This window comes from Pseudidiomarina terrestris, from assembly GCF_030466405.1.
Lineage (GTDB): Bacteria > Pseudomonadota > Gammaproteobacteria > Enterobacterales > Alteromonadaceae > Pseudidiomarina > Pseudidiomarina terrestris.
The window spans coordinates 577,828-594,248 of sequence record NZ_JAGGJF010000001.1 but is presented as its reverse complement, the minus strand read 5'-3'; the positions used below and the strand labels follow the sequence as shown (position 1 = coordinate 594,248).

The following is a 16,421-nucleotide window of genomic DNA, read 5'->3' as shown; positions in this document are numbered from 1 at the left end:
AAATACTTTTATGTTTAGTTTAAAGAATCCTGCCACTAGGAAGGTAATTTATCGAATAATTGTTGGCGCAGCGGTGGTGATAGTTGGCCTTGTTATGTTACCGCCGATGCTCAAAGGTCCATCCAACGACGCGCCCTACGCGAACATACCCAGTACAGGATTCCTGTTAGCAATACTCGCGGCAGTGTTCATTGTCTCACAATTATCCCGAAAGCTGGTGCTGAACGAGCCAGCAAGAACAAAAGTGGTCGCGACTAAGTTCGTGTCTATGACCCCCAAAGCCAGACGTAATCGGCTTATTCAAGGCATGATGGTTTGTTCTCTCGCAACACCGATATACCTGTTGATGCTTTATTCTGTGAAGGAACCATCGCCGTTACTACTACTGCCGATACCTATCCTTCTTGTTTTCTATATCTACTTCGCTACGTTGATCCCAGCAATCTTTAATTCTGCTGAATTTAGAGATGAAACGGTCGAGCTTGATGGTGTGCAAACAGGAAAGGTAGTAGTGCCTTTTCAGAGTCTGCTGAAAGTTGAACAAAAGCGCAGTTGGGTCGGTGTTATTGAGTTGGATTCGCATGGCGATATACTTTGTATACTAGCCAAAGATGAGGCGGGTGACGAGCAGGAATACCGTATTCGCTTGCTAAAAGATATGGCCCACAGAGAACTGTTTATTAGTTTGCTAAAAAAGCAATGCCGTCTTGCATATTGAGCTTATCGTGGGATCGCTGACCGCGGAGTGCCACTTTTTGTATGGCCAAAGCGGCGAACTGCTGAGTGAAACCAAAGACGGCTCGCATGTGAAAAGCTATATTTGGCTCGAAGGCGAGTTAGCGATCGTAAACAACCTGTAAAGCTTTACTCTTGCGAGACGGGTTCAAAAGGGACGAGCTCATTTGGACAAAAATTAGCAAACCCGTTAAATCAACCTGTTACGGCTCCCTCAGTCCCTTATCTGGTAAATTAAAATGGTTGGCAAGGACTGCAAAATGGGGCGTTGGGTGACATTTAGGCCTCAGAATGGAGGACACTAATTGAAAATATTATTGCCTGTTTCGGCGCTATGCTTGATCTCGATGTCACCCGTTTTACCAGCGCAGACTCATCTTGAAGGTGTGGAGGTGCGCGTCGAAGCTTTGGGCGAAAACTATCGAGCGATGTGTTCAATTGTGGAAATTGAAACCCCAGCTTTTAAGCGAGACGGAAAGTTATTAAGCAATGTAATTTCTACGGTTTCCATATACTCGACGGCCCAAGATAAACTTGTTGCGGTATCAAAGCTAAGTGTTGAATTGTGGGAGCAACGCTATCTTTCCGTCGGTTGTTTACCGTTAAATCAGGATTATCGTGTTGAGATCGATATCGCCTATCACCCAGAGGGGCAGCTTGAGCTCTGTCCTAAGCGTTTACAAATAAGTGATTTGAGTAGTTTTATAAATGCCAAGGATGAAAAAGCGATGTAACGAGCTTTTCTCGTCCCTCCGGCCATCGCAAGCGATGTTCAAATATGTTACAGACATGTTTGTTCAGGCCAGTATTGGAACAGCGAACGCGCCACATGGCAGAACTGGCATCCTGCCTTCCGTCCTTCGGGCATGCTCGTATGTCCAAAACGGCAGTCATGGGTACTGTGGTAAACCGTTAAAGCTAGGTTTAGCCACGGCTTAAAGGTGTTGCTGTTAAGACTTTCCTAAAAATTTTCGTACTTTGAGAGACCGTTTAACGACAAAAGTGGACACCAGCTCTGGCGATTAAACTCTATTCCACCACAATGTATAACATTGTAGTCAAAAGTAGGTCGGACTTATGGGTGTAACTACCGTGCGTTTACAAGACGATATTGAACAAGAGGTTCAGGCTATCGCTGATAAACTGCATCGCTCCAAGGGATGGGTGATCAAACAGGCGCTATCTGAATTCATTGAAAAGCGGAAACTAGAACAGCAACGGTGGAACGAGACGTTGCAAGCGATGGAATTTGCCGCGCAAGGGAATGTTGTTCCCGGTGATACAGTCCACGATTGGTTGGCAAGCTGGGGCACTGAAGGAGAGGAAGATAAAAAAGGACCGCTTGAATGAAAATGAACTTGGTTTACACGGACGTGGCCATTCAGGATTTACAGCGCTTAGAAGCATTCATTGCAGTCCATAACCCTCATGCAGCAGCAGAGACTGCAGCGCAACTTATCGAAAAGCTGAGTTTACTAAAAAGCTTTCCACACCTTGGCACACCGGTCACGCAAGCGCCTGAAGTAGGAGCCGTGCGGGATGTCGTCTTTGACCTTGTTGTTGACACCAGTGTTGGCTCAGACACTCGTTCCTGAATTTGCCGTTCAGGCTTTCCACAAACACATTCTGTGTCGGCTTCCCTGGCTGAATGAAGCTCAAGCGAACGCCTTTAGTTTTGCTCGATTGAAAAATGAGTACTCGACTAGCTAAGATTCAAATGCAAGCTGCAGCTCCACAGTCCGAACCGCCTGTTAATGGTACCCAGGAAACGGTACTAAACTGCTTTCTGACTTCAATGAAGTTTCCTGATTCACTATCAACAATGCGGGCGACGGTTCCTATTGGTTGCTCGTCATTTTGTTGATTCTCCCAGTCCTGCATATCACCGACTATATTTAGCTGGTCTATGAAATCGTCCCAAACTTTCTCTTGAACCGCCTCGCAAGAACGGTCGCAATCTATAAGCGGGCCGTCGAAGTCATCCTCATCAAAATAGCTGAGTGAGGAATCAGTCGAGGATATAGTATTCTGCTTTGCTGAAACGTAGCGATTTAGACGCAGAGCGAGCGTCAATGTCCTATCAAAAGTTCGATAAAACTGGCGAAACTTCTCAACATCAACACCAGCTCGATCAGCCAACAATTCAGTTTCAATTTCATAGCGCTTAGCAACTAACATTAATTGCTGGCTGTCGAGACTCGCGTAAGGCTCTGTTGCGAAGTTAATTTTGGCAAGTACGTCATCATCTGAAAGTGAATCAAGTTCCGAGAGGGTAAATTTACGAGATTGAAAGTCTGATATGACTTTAAAAGCTCGGTTAAGCTCGTCTCGTGAGAGACCCACCGTCGATGCCACAAGGAGCATTACTTCTGCACCTGGATCTGGTCTTGGTCTTTCTTTAGCATTGACAGGAACAGTCCCTAGTGATGACAGTAATGCAATTAGTAATAATGATATAAGTGGTAACTTCATTATGGATAATCCTCATTGCTCATGTAATTTAAGCGTTAAAGGTAGTAAAGCTGATTTTCAAAAATGTAGCATTTAAGTTAAAAAAAATAAGAACGGTGTGTGGATTTGTCAACTTTCAAAGATACTTTTAATGGGACGACCATTTTTTTGAGCGAGCTTCGCATAGGAGCGTTCTCTTGCGTATCTGTAGTGGAATGGTTGTAATCCCCGATTTTACGATTTACAAACCAAACGATGATGGCGTACAGCTAAATCAGTCGCTCTGATGACGTTTCATTCGAGAGACATCGTTATACTTGTTTGATGGAGTGTGCCTGCGGGCGACGGTCAAAGGAGTGACGATGGGATCGATTAGTTTGGCGCGGGTGTTTACCCGGGCATTGTATGGCATGGAAGCACCCTTGGTGACGGTTGAAGTGTGCCTGGCGGCGGGGTTGCCGGCCTTTACGGTCGTTGGGATGCCGCAGGCGGGAGTGAGGGAGGCGCGTGACCGGGTGCGCTCAGCTATTCAGGCGAGTGAATTTAACTTTCCCCGGGGCAGCAAGATCACCGTCAATTTAGCACCAGCCGATTTACCTAAGCATGGCGCGCGTTACGATCTGGCTATTGCCATGGGCATTCTCGCTGCCGATGGTCAGTTAAGCGAGAGTTCGGTGGTATCGCGGGAGTTTTACGGTGAGCTGACGCTCAATGGTGAATTGCGCGGGGTAGAGGGCATGTTGCCAGCGTTACTGGCGTGTCGGCGGGAAGGCCGGGAGGCGGTCATTCCACTGGATAACCTGGCAGAGGCACAGGTCATTCGGGAGCAACAATGTGTGGTGGGCGAGAGCCTGCGTGATGTCGTCGAACATTTGTCGGGGCCTCATCGACTGCCACCGGTGAAGCCGGTAGCCGAGACCAGCTATGTTTACCCGGGCGGTGATCTTGCCGATGTCATCGGTCAGGAGCAAGCCAAGCGAGCTTTAGTACTGGCTGCGATGGGTGGACATCATTTATTATTTGTCGGACCACCGGGCACCGGTAAAACCATGCTGGCCCAACGGTTGCTCGGATTGTTGCCACCGTTAAGCGACGAGGAAGGTCTGGAAGTTGCTGCAGTACGCAGTGTCGCGGGCTACGAACACCGCGCCGCAACCCCACAGAGTTGGTTGCAACGAAGTATGCGGGCGCCGCACCATTCCTGTTCGGCCGCGGCCTTAGTGGGCGGAGGCTCACCGCCGCAGCCGGGCGAAATTTCATTGGCTCATAAGGCTTTGTTGTTCTTAGATGAGTTACCCGAATTTTCCCGGCATGTACTGGACTCGCTGCGTGAGCCCCTGGAGTCCGGGCAGGTTTCAATTAGTCGCGCGGGCTATCAAGCCAAGTTTCCGGCGCAGTTTCAGTTAGTGTGTGCGTTGAATCCGTCTCCCTGCGGACATTTTGATGGCACCCTGGCGAGTGCGCGCGCCAGCCCGGATCAGATCACGCGTTACCTGGGGAAACTTTCCGGCCCGCTGTTAGATCGCATTGATATGCAGGTCTCGGTTCCCCGGCAACCCGCTGTGTTGCAACAACAGCATCAGCAACAGGAACCGCAAACGCCATTGTTGCGCGAACAGGTCGAGGCGGTTCGCGGGTTGCAGTTGAAACGTCAAAAGTGCTTAAACTCAGAGCTGGAAACCGCGCAACTTGCCGATGTTTGTCGGCTCAGTGACGAAGACCACGGTTTTTTGGTCTCCGCCATCGAACGCTTTAACTTATCGCACCGAGCTTATCATCGGGTGTTAAGGCTTGCCCGCACCATAGCCGATGCGGCGGGCGCTGAGCACATCAGCAAAACCCACCTCGCCGAAGCCTTAAGCTATCGGGCTCTGGACCGCCTGTTGCAGCAATTACAGGACCTTTAACGCGTTAGCGAAGCTGCTGACGATTTGGTCGATGGTCGTGGCCGGAATACCAAGGTGGGTCACCAATCGCATGCGTTGCGCTGTACCAACGATGATGTCGTGCTTGCGTAAGTACTCACTTACTTTTTTGGCCCTGTCTGCAGAGGCAAAATTGACGTAGACCATATTAGTTTGCGCCGGCTCAACATCGAGGCCATCGAGCTGACTCAGGCCTGCGGCAAGCTTTTCGGCATTGACGTGGTCGTCGGCGAGACGCTCGATATGATGATCGAGGGCATAATCCATAGCAGCGGCTACAATTCCGGCCTGGCGCATACCGCCACCCAGCATTTTACGCCACCGGTGAGCACGGGCAATAAATGCGCGATCGCCAACCAGCACCGAGCCAATCGGTGTACCCAGACCTTTGGAGAAGCAAATTGAAACGCTATCAAATGGCGCTGCCAACTCTGCCAGAGAAAGACCACTGGCGACCGCAGCATTAGCGATACGCGCACCATCTAAATGCAGTTTCAGACCGTGCTTTTCCACCAGCTTTCGCGCGCGCTCCATGTACGCTTGCGGAATAAGCTTTCCGGTATGGGTGTTTTCCAGTGCCAGCAGCCGAGTGATAGGGAAGTGCGGGTCGTCGGGCTTAATGCGCTGCTCTACCTTGGCGAGATCTAAAGTACCGTCGGCTTCGACTTCGAAGGGTTGCGGCACTATGCCACCAAGCACGGCAGCACCGCCGGCTTCGTAGCGATAGGTATGGTATTCCTGACCGACTAGATACTCCTCACCGCGCTGGCAGTGACTCAATAGCGCCAGTAAGTTGGTTTGCGTGCCGCTGGCGGCAATCAGCGCCGATTCTTTGCCGGTCATTGCGGCAACACGTTCCTGTAAGGCATTAATAGTCGGGTCGTCGCCGAACACATCATCCCCAACCGGCGCGGCCGCCATGGCATCGCGCATGGCGGCGGTCGGTTGCGTCACGGTATCACTGCGTAAATCGAGTACCACGTTGCGCTCCTATTTCGCATAGCCCCAAGCCGCAGGCGGCTCGGTGACAGGTTGAGATAAATCAACGGCCACCACAAACTCGCGACCCGGACGGGTAAGCTCGTAATACATGGTTTCGTCTTCGAAGGAAATGATCCAGGTATTGGCGGTGGAGACATCAAGACCATTTTCGATAAACAACGCTTTACTTGCCTCATCCACCGGGAAGGCCTGCATATCAGGACTGCCAATGGCCACGGTCTGGCCACCATAAGGCGACACCGCGTCCGGCGTGCCATCTTCATGTAAATGAATGTGCTGGAAGTCGATGCCATCGGTGGTCCGGGTCAGCACCCAGGTGCGGGAGCGATCTTCACCGACGTGCAAAGGCATACGGATAACATTCGCTTCGCAATCACGGATGTGGACGACGAGATCCTGCTGCCAGGTTTCGCTCGGTTGATTATCCGCAACGATTTCAGCGGCGTAAGCGTTGCCGCAATAGGGGGTAAATTTAGCCATAAAGGCGTCCTGTGGATCCGCAGCCTGGGGCTGACACGCGGTGATACCGATCAGGCTGCCAAGGATAATCAAAGGACGGAAAAACTGTGATGAAGTTGACATGCAACTATCCTAACTTAAGAGTGTGTGCTCATAATGTGCCATAACTTATGCGAAAAAGCATGATGAAAGAACAGGCACAAATTGGCATCATCAGTGTGCATCGTGCGATAATGCCGCAACTTAAAGATTGAATGGGAATCACAGCATGCGAGTTTATCAAAACGTATTGGAAATGATTGGCAACACGCCAATGGTCAAAGTCAGCAATATCGATACCGGCCCCTGTGAGTTGTATTTAAAATTAGAAAACTTAAACCCGGGCGGTTCGATTAAAGACAGAATTGCGGTCAGTATGATCGAAGCGGCCGAGCAGTCTGGTGATTTAAAACCGGGCATGACGATCATCGAGGCCACTGCGGGCAATACCGGTTTAGGTCTGGCTTTGGTTGCCGCAAGTAAAGGCTATCCGTTACAAATCGTGATGCCTGATAAAATGTCATCTGAGAAAGTGAATAACCTTAAAGCTATGGGCGCGGAGGTGCTGCGCACCCGCTCGGACGTGCAAAAAGGGCATCCGGAATATTATCAGGATGTCGCTGCGCGTTTAGCTAAAGAGCACGGCTACTTCTACGTGAACCAGTTTACCAACGACGCCAATGTGACTGCACATTATGAGACCACAGGTCCTGAGATCTGGAATCAGATGGAAGGCAATCTTGATGCGTTCGTTTGTGGGGTAGGCTCAGGTGGTACCTTAACTGGCGTCGGTCGTTATTTACGTGAACAAAACCCGGATGTGGATTTGGTGCTGGCGGATCCGGAAGGCTCGATTCTCGAACCTTTGGTCAATCGCGATGAAACCGTAGAAGCCGGAAGCTGGTTGGTAGAAGGCATTGGCGAAGACTTTATTCCAGATATTTGTGAAATCAAGCTCGCCAACAAAGCCTATGCCGTAAGCGATAAAGATGCCTTCCAAACGGCCCGGCAACTGCTGGTCAAAGAGGGCGTTATGGTGGGGTCTTCAAGTGGCACGCTGATCACTGCGGCACTACGTTATTGCCGCGACCAAACCGAACCGAAACGTGTCGTAACTTTAGCCTGTGATACCGGCAATCGTTACCTCTCGAAACTATACAATGATGAGTGGATGGCCGCTCAAAATCTGCTGGAGGAGTAAGCATGGCGGACGCCAAGAAGATGAAATTTGCAACCAAAAGTATTCACGGCGGACAATCACCTGAGCCAGCTACTGGCGCGGTGATGCCACCGATTTTTACCAGCTCAACCTATATTCAGGAAAGCCCGGGTGTGCACAAAGGGTTTGAGTACTCGCGTTCACACAATCCAACACGATTTGCCTGGGAGCGCGCCGTAGCAAGCCTGGAAAATGGTAGCCGCGGATTCGCTTTTGGCTCGGGTATGGCTGCTACTTCGACCATTATGGAAATCCTTAATAGTGGCGATCATGTGGTGGCGATGGATGACCTTTACGGCGGCACTTTCCGCTTGTTTGATAAGGTGCGCGGACGTTCTGCGGGCTTGGAATTCTCCTATGTTGACCTCAGTGACATGGGCGAAGTTAAAGCAGCTATCACTGAAAAAACCCGGATGATTTGGGTCGAGACACCAAGTAATCCGATGTTAAAGCTGGTGGATATTGAAGCCATCGTAGCGATTGCGAAACAGCACAACATCATTGTGGTGGTCGATAATACCTTTGCGACACCTTATAACCAGCTGCCGCTCGATATGGGTGCGGATATTGTCATGCACTCAGCTACGAAATACCTCAATGGTCACTCAGACATGGTCGGTGGCATTGCGGTGGTGGGTGATAATGAAGAGCTGGCTGAGCAAATGGCGTTTTTACAAAACTCAGTGGGCGCGGTAGCCGGACCTTTTGATAGCTACCTGGCATTGCGCGGTGTGAAAACCCTCGCCTTGCGGATGAAACAGCACAATGAAGCAGCGTTGACCATCGCTAAATGGCTTGAGCAACACCCAGCGGTGGAGAAAGTTATCCATCCGGGCCTGACGAGTCATCCGCAACATGAGCTGGCGAAAAAGCAGATGTCTGGCTTTGGCGGGATGATCTCAATCCTGTTAAAAGGCGACATCGAAAAAGCACGCACTTTCCTCGAGAAAGTCGAGATTTTTGCCCTTGCGGAAAGTCTGGGTGGAGTGGAAAGCCTGATTGAACATCCGGCGATTATGACCCACGCATCGATTCCAAAAGAGAACCGCGAGAAACTCGGTATTCTGGATAATTTCGTGCGAATTTCGGTGGGTATTGAAGACGTAGATGACTTGATTGCTGATCTGGATCAGGCGCTAACTGACTGATAATACAGGTCCATTTACATTCTTTTACAATTGAATGAAGTTACGGTAGGCTTACTCAACAATTATTAGAAACACAAAAACAAGGGTTATCTTATGCCTCTTAGCCTGTTCTTATTACAAGGTTTAGTGGCGGCATTGTTGTTTTATGTGCTGGTCGGTCAACACCATCGCCAGCCGTTGTGGAGTATGCTTGCCGTTCTAATTTGTGGAATGATTCCACCGATCAATTGGGCACTATTGATGGTTGCTGTTGGCGTCCGCATGTGGCGTCGACCTGCAACTATGATGACTGTTAAACATTAGCTTGAGTAAAGATTCATTATGAGCTCTGTCGATTCTGCAGTACGACCATTTCATCTCGCCATTCCTGTCGATAACATCGCCCGTGCGCGTGAGTTTTATGGCGACGTACTCGGCTGTAGTGAAGGCCGCAGTGCCGAAGAATGGGTGGACTGGGATTTTTACGGCCATCAGCTGGTTACCCATCTGGCACCTGAACAAACGGGTGTTGCGCATCATAATCCGGTCGATGGGCATGCCGTTCCAGTGCCGCACTTTGGCGTGGTGCTGACAATGGAAACCTGGCGTGAATTAGCCGATCGCGTTGCCGCGAAGGGCATTCAATTTGTCATCGAACCTCATGTGCGCTTCGCTGGCAAGCCCGGTGAGCAGGCGACCATGTTTTTCTACGATTACAGTGGCAACGCACTCGAATTTAAAGCGTTCAAAGACTTGTCACAGCTGTTCGCTTCCTGAAACAGCTAGTGGGTTACTCGCGAGGCGGGACGTTGCCGCCGCTAATGATGACGCCCACCTGTTTTTCTGCAAAGATTTCAGGATAGCGCTTAAGTGCAGCAATAGTTGTCGCTGATGAAGGCTCTATCCACATTCCTGTACATTCCTTAACGAGCTGCTGAGCGGCTTCCACTTCCTGATCCGACACCAGCAAAACATCGGTGACTTGCTCCTGTAAGATCGCAAAGGTGTGTTTGCCCAGGCTGGTTAACAGACCGTCACAAATACTTTTCGGTGGCATTGCCGGTTGAATTTCACCACGCTCCAGCGACTGCTTGCCATCGGCAGCAAGCTCTGGCTCCACGCCATAACAAAAGGTGTCGAAATGCGTCGCAACCAGGCAACTGCCACTTAACAGACCGCCGCCGCCAAGCGGCGCCACCAGCCCCCATAAGCGTGGGTAAGCTTCGAGCAACTCCAACGCCGCGGTACCCTGTCCGGCAATGATGTCTGGATGATCGTAGGGCGGTATAATGATGGCACCTTGTGCCCGGTGTTCTGCTAAAAAGGCCTCGCGCGCCTCCATACCCGGCTCAATAGGTATGATCTTTGCGCCGTAACGCACCATATTGCTGCGCTTTAACGGCGATGCGTTGCTGGCGACGCCAACGGTTACTTCGACGCCGAGCATTTTGCCGGCGCAGGCAAGGGCGGCACCATGATTGCCGGAGGATACGGTGATGACCCCCTGGGAGCGTTGCTCTGGAGCAAGTTGCAATAAGGCATTACAGGCCCCACGAAATTTGAACGCGCCACTTTTTTGCAGGTTTTCACATTTCAAATACACTTGACAGCCCAACGCGGCATCAAGTTCATCCGACCGTTTTACCGGAGTACGCAGTGCGCGGGCGGCGATCCGGTCGGCGGCTGCGGCAATCGCTTCAAAAGTCATCATGCAGTTATCTGATACTTAGGTATTTGCGAACAGATTACATGGAATTCGTCACGAGTGCTATGATGTGGCCATGACCAACACAGGACAAGGATTAATGGACGTTACATGCTGAATACTTTCCAACGTTTTCGCGAACTCAATTTCAATTTTCAGGTATTGGCTGCGCTTTATCTGTGTGAACGTATGTACCCGAACTACGAACTGTTTCATCAGGTGACCGGATTTGGCGACCCTAAGCCGTTGCGTGGCGCCTTGAATGCGTGCTGGGACTGGAGCTGGCAGGGCAAAAAAGTGAAGGTTAACTTTGCCCGTTGGCAGGAAAAGATCGATGACGTTACCCCAAGTGAATATGGCCATGACATGCTGGGGGTTTATCCGGCGATGGATGCCTGCACCGCAATCAGTACCATGCTGGAAAGTTTGCTGGATCCAAAAACGGCCGATCTGGTCAGTGTAGCGAAAGTTTCGCAGGCGAGTGTGGCCAAGTTTCTAGAGCTGACAGAAGGCGCTGAACTTGAAGCTGAAGCACGCCGCGAGCTGGTACGTGAGCATGAGCTGGCTGTTTATGAAGTGGAGGTGCAGCAAGCTCTGCTCGACTTCCTGGAAGCAATGCAGCGCTCAGCCGACGCACCGACGCAGATGATGGTACGGCAACTGCAGGAGATGGTGGTGACCGAGGGCATTACCAATATTGGCATGGAACGTGACAGCGAGAGTTAGTCTCGCTGCTGCCGGTGCGGCTGGTCCTGGACGATGGCCAGCCAGCCGACCACCCCGAAAAAAATGATTTGCCAGTAGTCACCGCGACGCCACTGAATATGCTCCCGATAAACAGTGGCAAACATCAGCAACTGGAGCAGGTGCAGGGTGACCAGAATAAACAACAAAATTAAAAACAGCGGAAAGCCTTTACCGGGAAAAGGCCAGACGATATTGGCCAGCATAGCACCCCAAATAATGGCGAAAACACTACGGCCAACCCAGACTAAAGCACTCATGTAAGATCCTCTTCTGCAGCAACTGTGAATAAGCGATAACAGACCTGCCCGGCTAATTTTTCCCGTTCCAGACGCCAGTTTGCCGGCACTTTTAACGGCCACTCTTTCTCTGTTTCCAGATAAATAAGACTGCCTGAGTGAATCAGCTGCTGTTGCTGCAATAAAGCACAGGCTGGTGCTGCGAGATCGCTGTGAAAGGGTGGGTCGACAAAGACGATGTCAAAGGGCGGCATTTGGGCTTGCGTCAGCCATTGCAACGCATCGGCCTGGGCCACAGTTGCGCTGCCATGGCACTGGTCATTCAAAGCGCGGGTGTGCTCTGTTAACAGAGCTGCAGCCGTCGCATTACGTTCGATCAGGGTCACTTCACTTGCGCCTCGCGACAGAGCTTCTAAACCCAGCGCACCGGTTCCGGCAAACAGATCCAGACAACGGCGTTGGGGCAGTTCGAATTGCAGCCAGTTAAACAGGGTTTCGCGCACCCGATCGGTGGTGGGGCGTAGCCCTGGCAGATCAGCAACAGCAAGTTTGCGGCCGCGTAACCGGCCGCCGATGATGCGCAGCTGACCAGCTGCTCCGCGGCTGCCGCTTTTCTGCTTGTTTGAAGTGCGACCCATGCTAAAGTAGCCCTCGGATTGACTGATTTGGCGCAGTGAGTTGGCGTTGGCAAGATGCCGACCGCCAGTGTACGTGTTAAACTGCCGCCATTGTAAACTGAGTCGCAGCGAACTTCCAAAGGTAAACAAGGCATGGCTAAAGGATCATTTTTTTCGCGGTTCCTGAAAAAGAAAGACGACAAGCACGAGCAGTCTGAGGAACCGGAGGTCGAACAACAAGATGAGGCGGATGCTGATGCAGAGGCAGAGGCACCCGAACCTGAGACATCGGTAGCGGAACTGGTCGCGCCGGATGCAACGGAAATTTGCGCCCAGGTGACCGCCGAAAGCCGTGCTGCGCAGCTTAAACCAGAACCAGAACCAGAACCAGAGCCAGAGCCAGAACCAGAGCCAGAACCAGAGCCAGAACCAGAACCAGAACCAGAACCAGAGCCAGAACCAGAACCAGAGCCAGAGCCTGCCCAAGAGCAATCTAAACCGAGCCTGTGGCAACGCCTGACCACGGGGCTGAAAAAGACGTCGACCGCTATTGGCGATGGGCTGTGGGGCATCTTCAAAGACAAAAAAATTGATGATGAGCTGTTTGAAGACCTGGAAACCCAGCTGCTGACGGCCGATATTGGTGTACCCACCACCATGCGCATCGTGGAGCGTCTGACCGAGCAAGCCGATCGCCGGCAGCTCAAGGATGCCGAAACTCTCTATCAGTTATTGCAAGACGACATGGTCGAAATCTTACAGGAAGTCGAGCAACCATTGACGATTCCAGCTAAGCAGCAAGGCCCTTATGTGATCTTAATGGTTGGCGTGAACGGCGTCGGTAAGACCACCACTATCGGTAAACTCGCACAACAATTGCGCCGTGAAGGCAAGTCCGTGATGCTGGCCGCAGGCGATACTTTTCGTGCCGCGGCGGTTGAACAGTTGCAGGTGTGGGGGGAACGCAATGACATTCCAGTGATTGCGCAACATACCGGTGCCGACAGCGCGTCGGTCATTTACGATGCGGTAGCGGCCGCAAAAGCACGTAATGTTGACGTGCTTATCGCTGATACTGCCGGACGCCTGCAGAACAAAGCGCACCTGATGGACGAACTGAAAAAAGTCGTGCGGGTAATGAAGAAACTCGACGAAAATGCGCCCCATGAAGTGATGTTGACCCTTGATGCCGGAACTGGGCAAAATGCCATTAGTCAGGCGAAACTATTTACCGAAGCCGTGGGCGTGACAGGTATTACCTTAACCAAGCTCGATGGTACCGCGAAAGGCGGGGTGATCTTCGCTATAGCGGATCAGTTCAAGCTGCCGATCCGCTATATTGGTGTCGGCGAAGGCATTGATGATTTACGACCTTTTGCCGCTAAGCCCTTTGTCCAGGCACTGTTTCAGCGTGCCATTGAGGAACCGCAGCAGCAATGATCAAATTTGAGCAAGTCAGCAAAGTCTATCCTGGTGGTTTTCAGGCTCTGAAAAATGTCAGTTTTCACATTGAGCCAGGGGAAATGGCCTTTTTGACCGGGCACTCCGGTGCAGGCAAAAGTACCGTGCTGAAGCTCATTAGTATGATGGAGCGGCCCACCGCGGGACGGGTGATGATCAACGGTCACGACCTGAAGCGCATTGAGCGTAAGCAAATTGCCTATGCACGACGTGATATCGGCATGATCTTTCAGGACCACCGGCTGCTGATGGATCGCACGGTATTCGATAATGTTGCATTACCCCTGATGATTGAGGGGTACAGTCTCGCCGAGGCGCGCAAGCGTGTGCAAGCCGCACTTGAGAAAGTCGGGCTAGGCGATAAGGTCCGGCATTATCCGCAAATGCTCTCGGGCGGCGAACAACAGCGGGTAGGTATTGCCCGGGCGGTGGTGAATAAGCCACCGTTGCTGTTGGCAGATGAACCCACTGGTAATCTTGACCCGAAGCTCTCTGGCGAGATCATCAAGCTGTTTGAAGATTTCAATCGGGTCGGCGTTTCAGTGCTTATCGCGACGCACGATCTGGGTTTGATTGCCCGTTTACGTTACCGCACCTTAAACCTCAAAGAAGGTCGCATGATTAACGACGGCCTGACGGAGGAAGCGTTATGAGTGTGCTGTTTCGCTCCCGTCAGCAAGGCGCTCAGCAGGTCAAAATATCGGGCATGCGACGCTTTCTCATGTTCTGGGTCCATCACATTCAGCAATGTATCGGCAGTCTTGGTGAGCTGGCGCGCTATCCTTTCGCATCATTGATGACGATGGCGGTGCTTGGACTCAGCCTGACGTTACCAGCGACTTTGTATGTGATCGTAAAAAATACTGATGATGTGGGCGCGAACTGGCAACAGGCCTCGGAAATCACCCTGTTTTTACGGCAGCAACTCACCCAGCAGGAAGTGCAGACTTTTAGTAAGCGTACCGAACTGGCTGAAGAGGTCGAAGCCGTGCGCCTGATTGACAAAGAGCAGGGACTGGCCGAATTTCGCCAGCGTTCTGGCTTCGGCGAGGCCTTAGATACCCTGAGCAGCAACCCGTTGCCGAATGTTCTGATCGTGATTCCGCGCGAGGGCTTTCGCACCCCAGCTGCCGCCGAAGCATTGGTTCGCAAATTCAGTGAGCAGCGCGAAGTCGAGCAGGCGCGCCTTGATCTTGGCTGGTTACAGCGGTTCCAGGCCATTGTGAATCTGGTCAGAGACGGTTTTCTGGCCCTGGCGCTGTTGCTTTGTGTCGCTGTTATCCTGATTGTTGGCAATACCATTCGCCTGAATATCAGTAGCAAACGTGACGAAATCATGGTGATGAAGCTGGTGGGGGCGACGGATGCCTATATCCAGCGACCGTTCTTGTACACCGGCGTCTGGTATGGTCTGGTGGGCGGCATCATTACCTGGCTGGCGACCGGAGCCTTGTTGTGGTGGCTCAGTGGTGCAGTGCGCGATATCGCTGATCTTTATGATAGCGAATTTCGTTTAACTGGTCTGAATCTGACGGAAATGGCGGTGGTCTGGGGGATTGCTATCGGACTGGGGTTAGTGGGTTCGTATATTGCGGTAAGAAAACACGTGAGTGCTATTGAACCGCGCTAATTTATCCCCCATGTAAGTTTTATGAAGATCATTAGGATCCCATTGTCAGCAGCGTCAGATTTGCTAGAATGAGGGAACTTCTCAGGCTGTATAAGGTCTGATTGTGTGACTGCAGAATCAATTCACAGGTGCAGTTACCTGCAAAAGAGGATGTTGTTGAATGAGTACTGAAATGACAAATATGGCACTAGCGGTCCCGCAAAGCGGCGGAAGCCTTGAGGCCTATATTCAGTCGGTCAATCGCATTCCAATGCTCACTGCTGAGGAAGAGAATCAGCTGGCGGTTCGATTAACCGAAGAAAATGATTTAGAAGCTGCACGTAAGCTGATCATGTCGCACTTGCGCTTTGTGGTGCATGTGGCACGTAGCTATTCCGGTTACGGCTTGCCGCAGGCAGATCTGATCCAGGAAGGTAATATCGGTCTGATGAAAGCCGTGCGTCGCTTCGACCCATCGGTGGGTGTGCGCCTGGTATCATTCGCAGTTCACTGGATTAAAGCAGAAATTCACGAGTACGTGCTGAAAAACTGGCGCGTAGTTAAGGTTGCAACCACGAAAGCGCAACGCAAATTGTTCTTCAACTTGCGTAAAATGAAAAAGCGTCTGGGGTGGTTCACCCATGAAGAAGTAAGCACAGTCGCTGAAACTTTGGGCGTCAGCACCAAAGAAGTGATGGAAATGGAAGCGCGCATGAGTGCTCATGACCAGGCGTTCGAATTAAGCTCGGACGATGATGATGCACGTGAAGGCGGCAACTATTCACCAGCACAGTATTTAGAAGACAAACGTTCTGATCTCGCTGAAGAAGTTGAGCAGGAAGAGTGGCAGGCACACACGCAAAAACGCCTTTTCTCTGCAATTAACACGCTTGATGAGCGCAGCCAGGACATCGTTCGTGCCCGTTGGCTGGACGATAACAATAAAACCACTTTGCAAGAGCTTGCCGACAAATACGAAGTTTCTGCGGAGCGGGTCCGTCAGCTTGAAGCAAACGCGATTAAAAAGCTGCGTATGGCGATGGCCTAAGGCGTGCAATGCCGCGCCGGCTGTGGTGCCTGTTGTATCGC

Annotated in this window: 20 protein-coding genes and 1 pseudogene; 14 read left to right on the top strand and 7 right to left on the bottom strand. The window is 51.3% G+C overall.

Annotated elements, in window-relative coordinates:
- The first annotated feature begins 10 nt into the window (after positions 1-10).
- From J6J34_RS02815 to J6J34_RS02795, 5 genes are all read left to right on the top strand, one after another.
- A complete protein-coding gene (locus J6J34_RS02815; protein ID WP_301719243.1) occupies positions 11-718 on the top strand; it encodes a hypothetical protein in 708 nt (235 codons plus the stop codon).
- A 7-nt stretch (positions 719-725) separates the two neighbouring features.
- Positions 726-860: a hypothetical protein gene (locus tag J6J34_RS02810; protein ID WP_301719244.1), complete on the top strand. Its 135-nt coding sequence runs from the start codon at positions 726-728 to the stop codon at positions 858-860.
- Positions 861-1,040: 180 nt separating this feature from the next.
- The gene (locus J6J34_RS02805; protein WP_301719245.1) at positions 1,041-1,469 is read left to right on the top strand and encodes a hypothetical protein; all 429 of its coding nucleotides are present in this window, start codon (positions 1,041-1,043) and stop codon (positions 1,467-1,469) included.
- Positions 1,470-1,812: 343 nt separating this feature from the next.
- The gene (locus J6J34_RS02800) at positions 1,813-2,085 is read left to right on the top strand and encodes a CopG family ribbon-helix-helix protein (RefSeq protein ID WP_301719246.1); all 273 of its coding nucleotides are present in this window, start codon (positions 1,813-1,815) and stop codon (positions 2,083-2,085) included.
- A complete protein-coding gene (locus J6J34_RS02795; protein WP_301719248.1) occupies positions 2,082-2,330 on the top strand; it encodes a type II toxin-antitoxin system RelE/ParE family toxin in 249 nt (82 codons plus the stop codon). The genes J6J34_RS02800 and J6J34_RS02795 overlap by 4 nt, the downstream gene beginning before the upstream one ends.
- On the opposite strand, the pseudogene J6J34_RS02790 reads toward J6J34_RS02795, so the two are convergent.
- Together J6J34_RS02790 and J6J34_RS02785 are read right to left on the bottom strand one after the other, a co-directional pair.
- Positions 2,302-2,403: pseudogene (locus J6J34_RS02790) on the bottom strand (integrase core domain-containing protein); the annotation flags it as partial. The gene J6J34_RS02795 and the pseudogene J6J34_RS02790 overlap by 29 nt on opposite strands.
- 45 nt (positions 2,404-2,448) lie before the next feature.
- On the bottom strand, positions 2,449-3,207 hold the full coding sequence (locus tag J6J34_RS02785) for a hypothetical protein (RefSeq protein ID WP_301719249.1): 759 nt from the start codon (positions 3,205-3,207) through the stop codon (positions 2,449-2,451).
- A gap of 350 nt (positions 3,208-3,557) precedes the next feature.
- On the opposite strand from J6J34_RS02785, the gene J6J34_RS02780 reads away from it, so the two are divergent.
- On the top strand, positions 3,558-5,093 hold the full coding sequence (locus tag J6J34_RS02780) for a YifB family Mg chelatase-like AAA ATPase (RefSeq protein WP_301720776.1): 1,536 nt from the start codon (positions 3,558-3,560) through the stop codon (positions 5,091-5,093).
- Here J6J34_RS02780 and ltaE read toward each other — a convergent pair.
- Both ltaE and J6J34_RS02770 read right to left on the bottom strand, forming a co-directional pair.
- Entirely contained in the window at positions 5,079-6,092 is a 1,014-nt protein-coding gene (gene ltaE / locus J6J34_RS02775) for a low-specificity L-threonine aldolase (protein WP_301719250.1), read from the bottom strand. The genes J6J34_RS02780 and ltaE overlap by 15 nt on opposite strands.
- 9 nt (positions 6,093-6,101) lie before the next feature.
- Positions 6,102-6,695 carry a hypothetical protein gene (locus J6J34_RS02770; RefSeq protein WP_301719251.1) on the bottom strand — a complete coding sequence of 198 codons (594 nt, stop codon included), beginning with the start codon at positions 6,693-6,695 and terminating at the stop codon, positions 6,102-6,104.
- 145 nt (positions 6,696-6,840) lie between these two features.
- On the opposite strand from J6J34_RS02770, the gene J6J34_RS02765 reads away from it, so the two are divergent.
- The 3 genes from J6J34_RS02765 (at position 6,841) to J6J34_RS02755 (ending at position 9,734) form a co-directional block, all read left to right on the top strand.
- Positions 6,841-7,812 (top strand): PLP-dependent cysteine synthase family protein, encoded by a 972-nt coding sequence (locus J6J34_RS02765; protein WP_301719252.1) that lies wholly within the window; start codon positions 6,841-6,843, stop codon positions 7,810-7,812.
- 2 nt (positions 7,813-7,814) lie between these two features.
- On the top strand, positions 7,815-8,978 hold the full coding sequence (locus tag J6J34_RS02760; protein WP_301719254.1) for a cystathionine gamma-synthase: 1,164 nt from the start codon (positions 7,815-7,817) through the stop codon (positions 8,976-8,978).
- Between the two features lie 321 nt (positions 8,979-9,299).
- A complete protein-coding gene (locus J6J34_RS02755; RefSeq protein ID WP_301719255.1) occupies positions 9,300-9,734 on the top strand; it encodes a VOC family protein in 435 nt (144 codons plus the stop codon).
- Positions 9,735-9,747: 13 nt separating this feature from the next.
- Here J6J34_RS02755 and J6J34_RS02750 read toward each other — a convergent pair whose 3' ends face one another.
- Positions 9,748-10,668 carry a threonine/serine dehydratase gene (locus tag J6J34_RS02750; RefSeq protein ID WP_301719256.1) on the bottom strand — a complete coding sequence of 307 codons (921 nt, stop codon included), beginning with the start codon at positions 10,666-10,668 and terminating at the stop codon, positions 9,748-9,750.
- Between the two features lie 105 nt (positions 10,669-10,773).
- On the opposite strand from J6J34_RS02750, the gene J6J34_RS02745 reads away from it, so the two are divergent.
- Positions 10,774-11,388: a YjaG family protein gene (locus J6J34_RS02745; protein ID WP_301719257.1), complete on the top strand. Its 615-nt coding sequence runs from the start codon at positions 10,774-10,776 to the stop codon at positions 11,386-11,388.
- Here the strand turns inward: J6J34_RS02745 and J6J34_RS02740 are convergent.
- Positions 11,385-11,666, bottom strand: a complete 282-nt coding sequence (locus tag J6J34_RS02740) for a DUF1145 domain-containing protein (protein ID WP_301719258.1) — start codon at positions 11,664-11,666, stop codon at positions 11,385-11,387. The genes J6J34_RS02745 and J6J34_RS02740 overlap by 4 nt on opposite strands.
- Entirely contained in the window at positions 11,663-12,283 is a 621-nt protein-coding gene (gene rsmD / locus J6J34_RS02735) for a 16S rRNA (guanine(966)-N(2))-methyltransferase RsmD (RefSeq protein ID WP_301719259.1), read from the bottom strand. Before rsmD ends, J6J34_RS02740 begins: the two co-directional genes overlap by 4 nt.
- 132 nt (positions 12,284-12,415) lie before the next feature.
- On the opposite strand from rsmD, the gene ftsY reads away from it, so the two are divergent.
- The 4 genes from ftsY (at position 12,416) to rpoH (ending at position 16,380) form a co-directional block, all read left to right on the top strand.
- Positions 12,416-13,702, top strand: a complete 1,287-nt coding sequence (gene ftsY, locus J6J34_RS02730; protein ID WP_301898439.1) for a signal recognition particle-docking protein FtsY — start codon at positions 12,416-12,418, stop codon at positions 13,700-13,702.
- A complete protein-coding gene (gene ftsE / locus J6J34_RS02725) occupies positions 13,699-14,376 on the top strand; it encodes a cell division ATP-binding protein FtsE (RefSeq protein WP_301719261.1) in 678 nt (225 codons plus the stop codon). The genes ftsY and ftsE overlap by 4 nt, the downstream gene beginning before the upstream one ends.
- A complete protein-coding gene (gene ftsX / locus J6J34_RS02720) occupies positions 14,373-15,353 on the top strand; it encodes a permease-like cell division protein FtsX (RefSeq protein WP_301719262.1) in 981 nt (326 codons plus the stop codon). Before ftsE ends, ftsX begins: the two co-directional genes overlap by 4 nt.
- A 160-nt stretch (positions 15,354-15,513) precedes the next feature.
- Positions 15,514-16,380: an RNA polymerase sigma factor RpoH gene (gene rpoH, locus J6J34_RS02715; RefSeq protein ID WP_301719263.1), complete on the top strand. Its 867-nt coding sequence runs from the start codon at positions 15,514-15,516 to the stop codon at positions 16,378-16,380.
- Positions 16,381-16,421 lie beyond the last annotated feature (41 nt).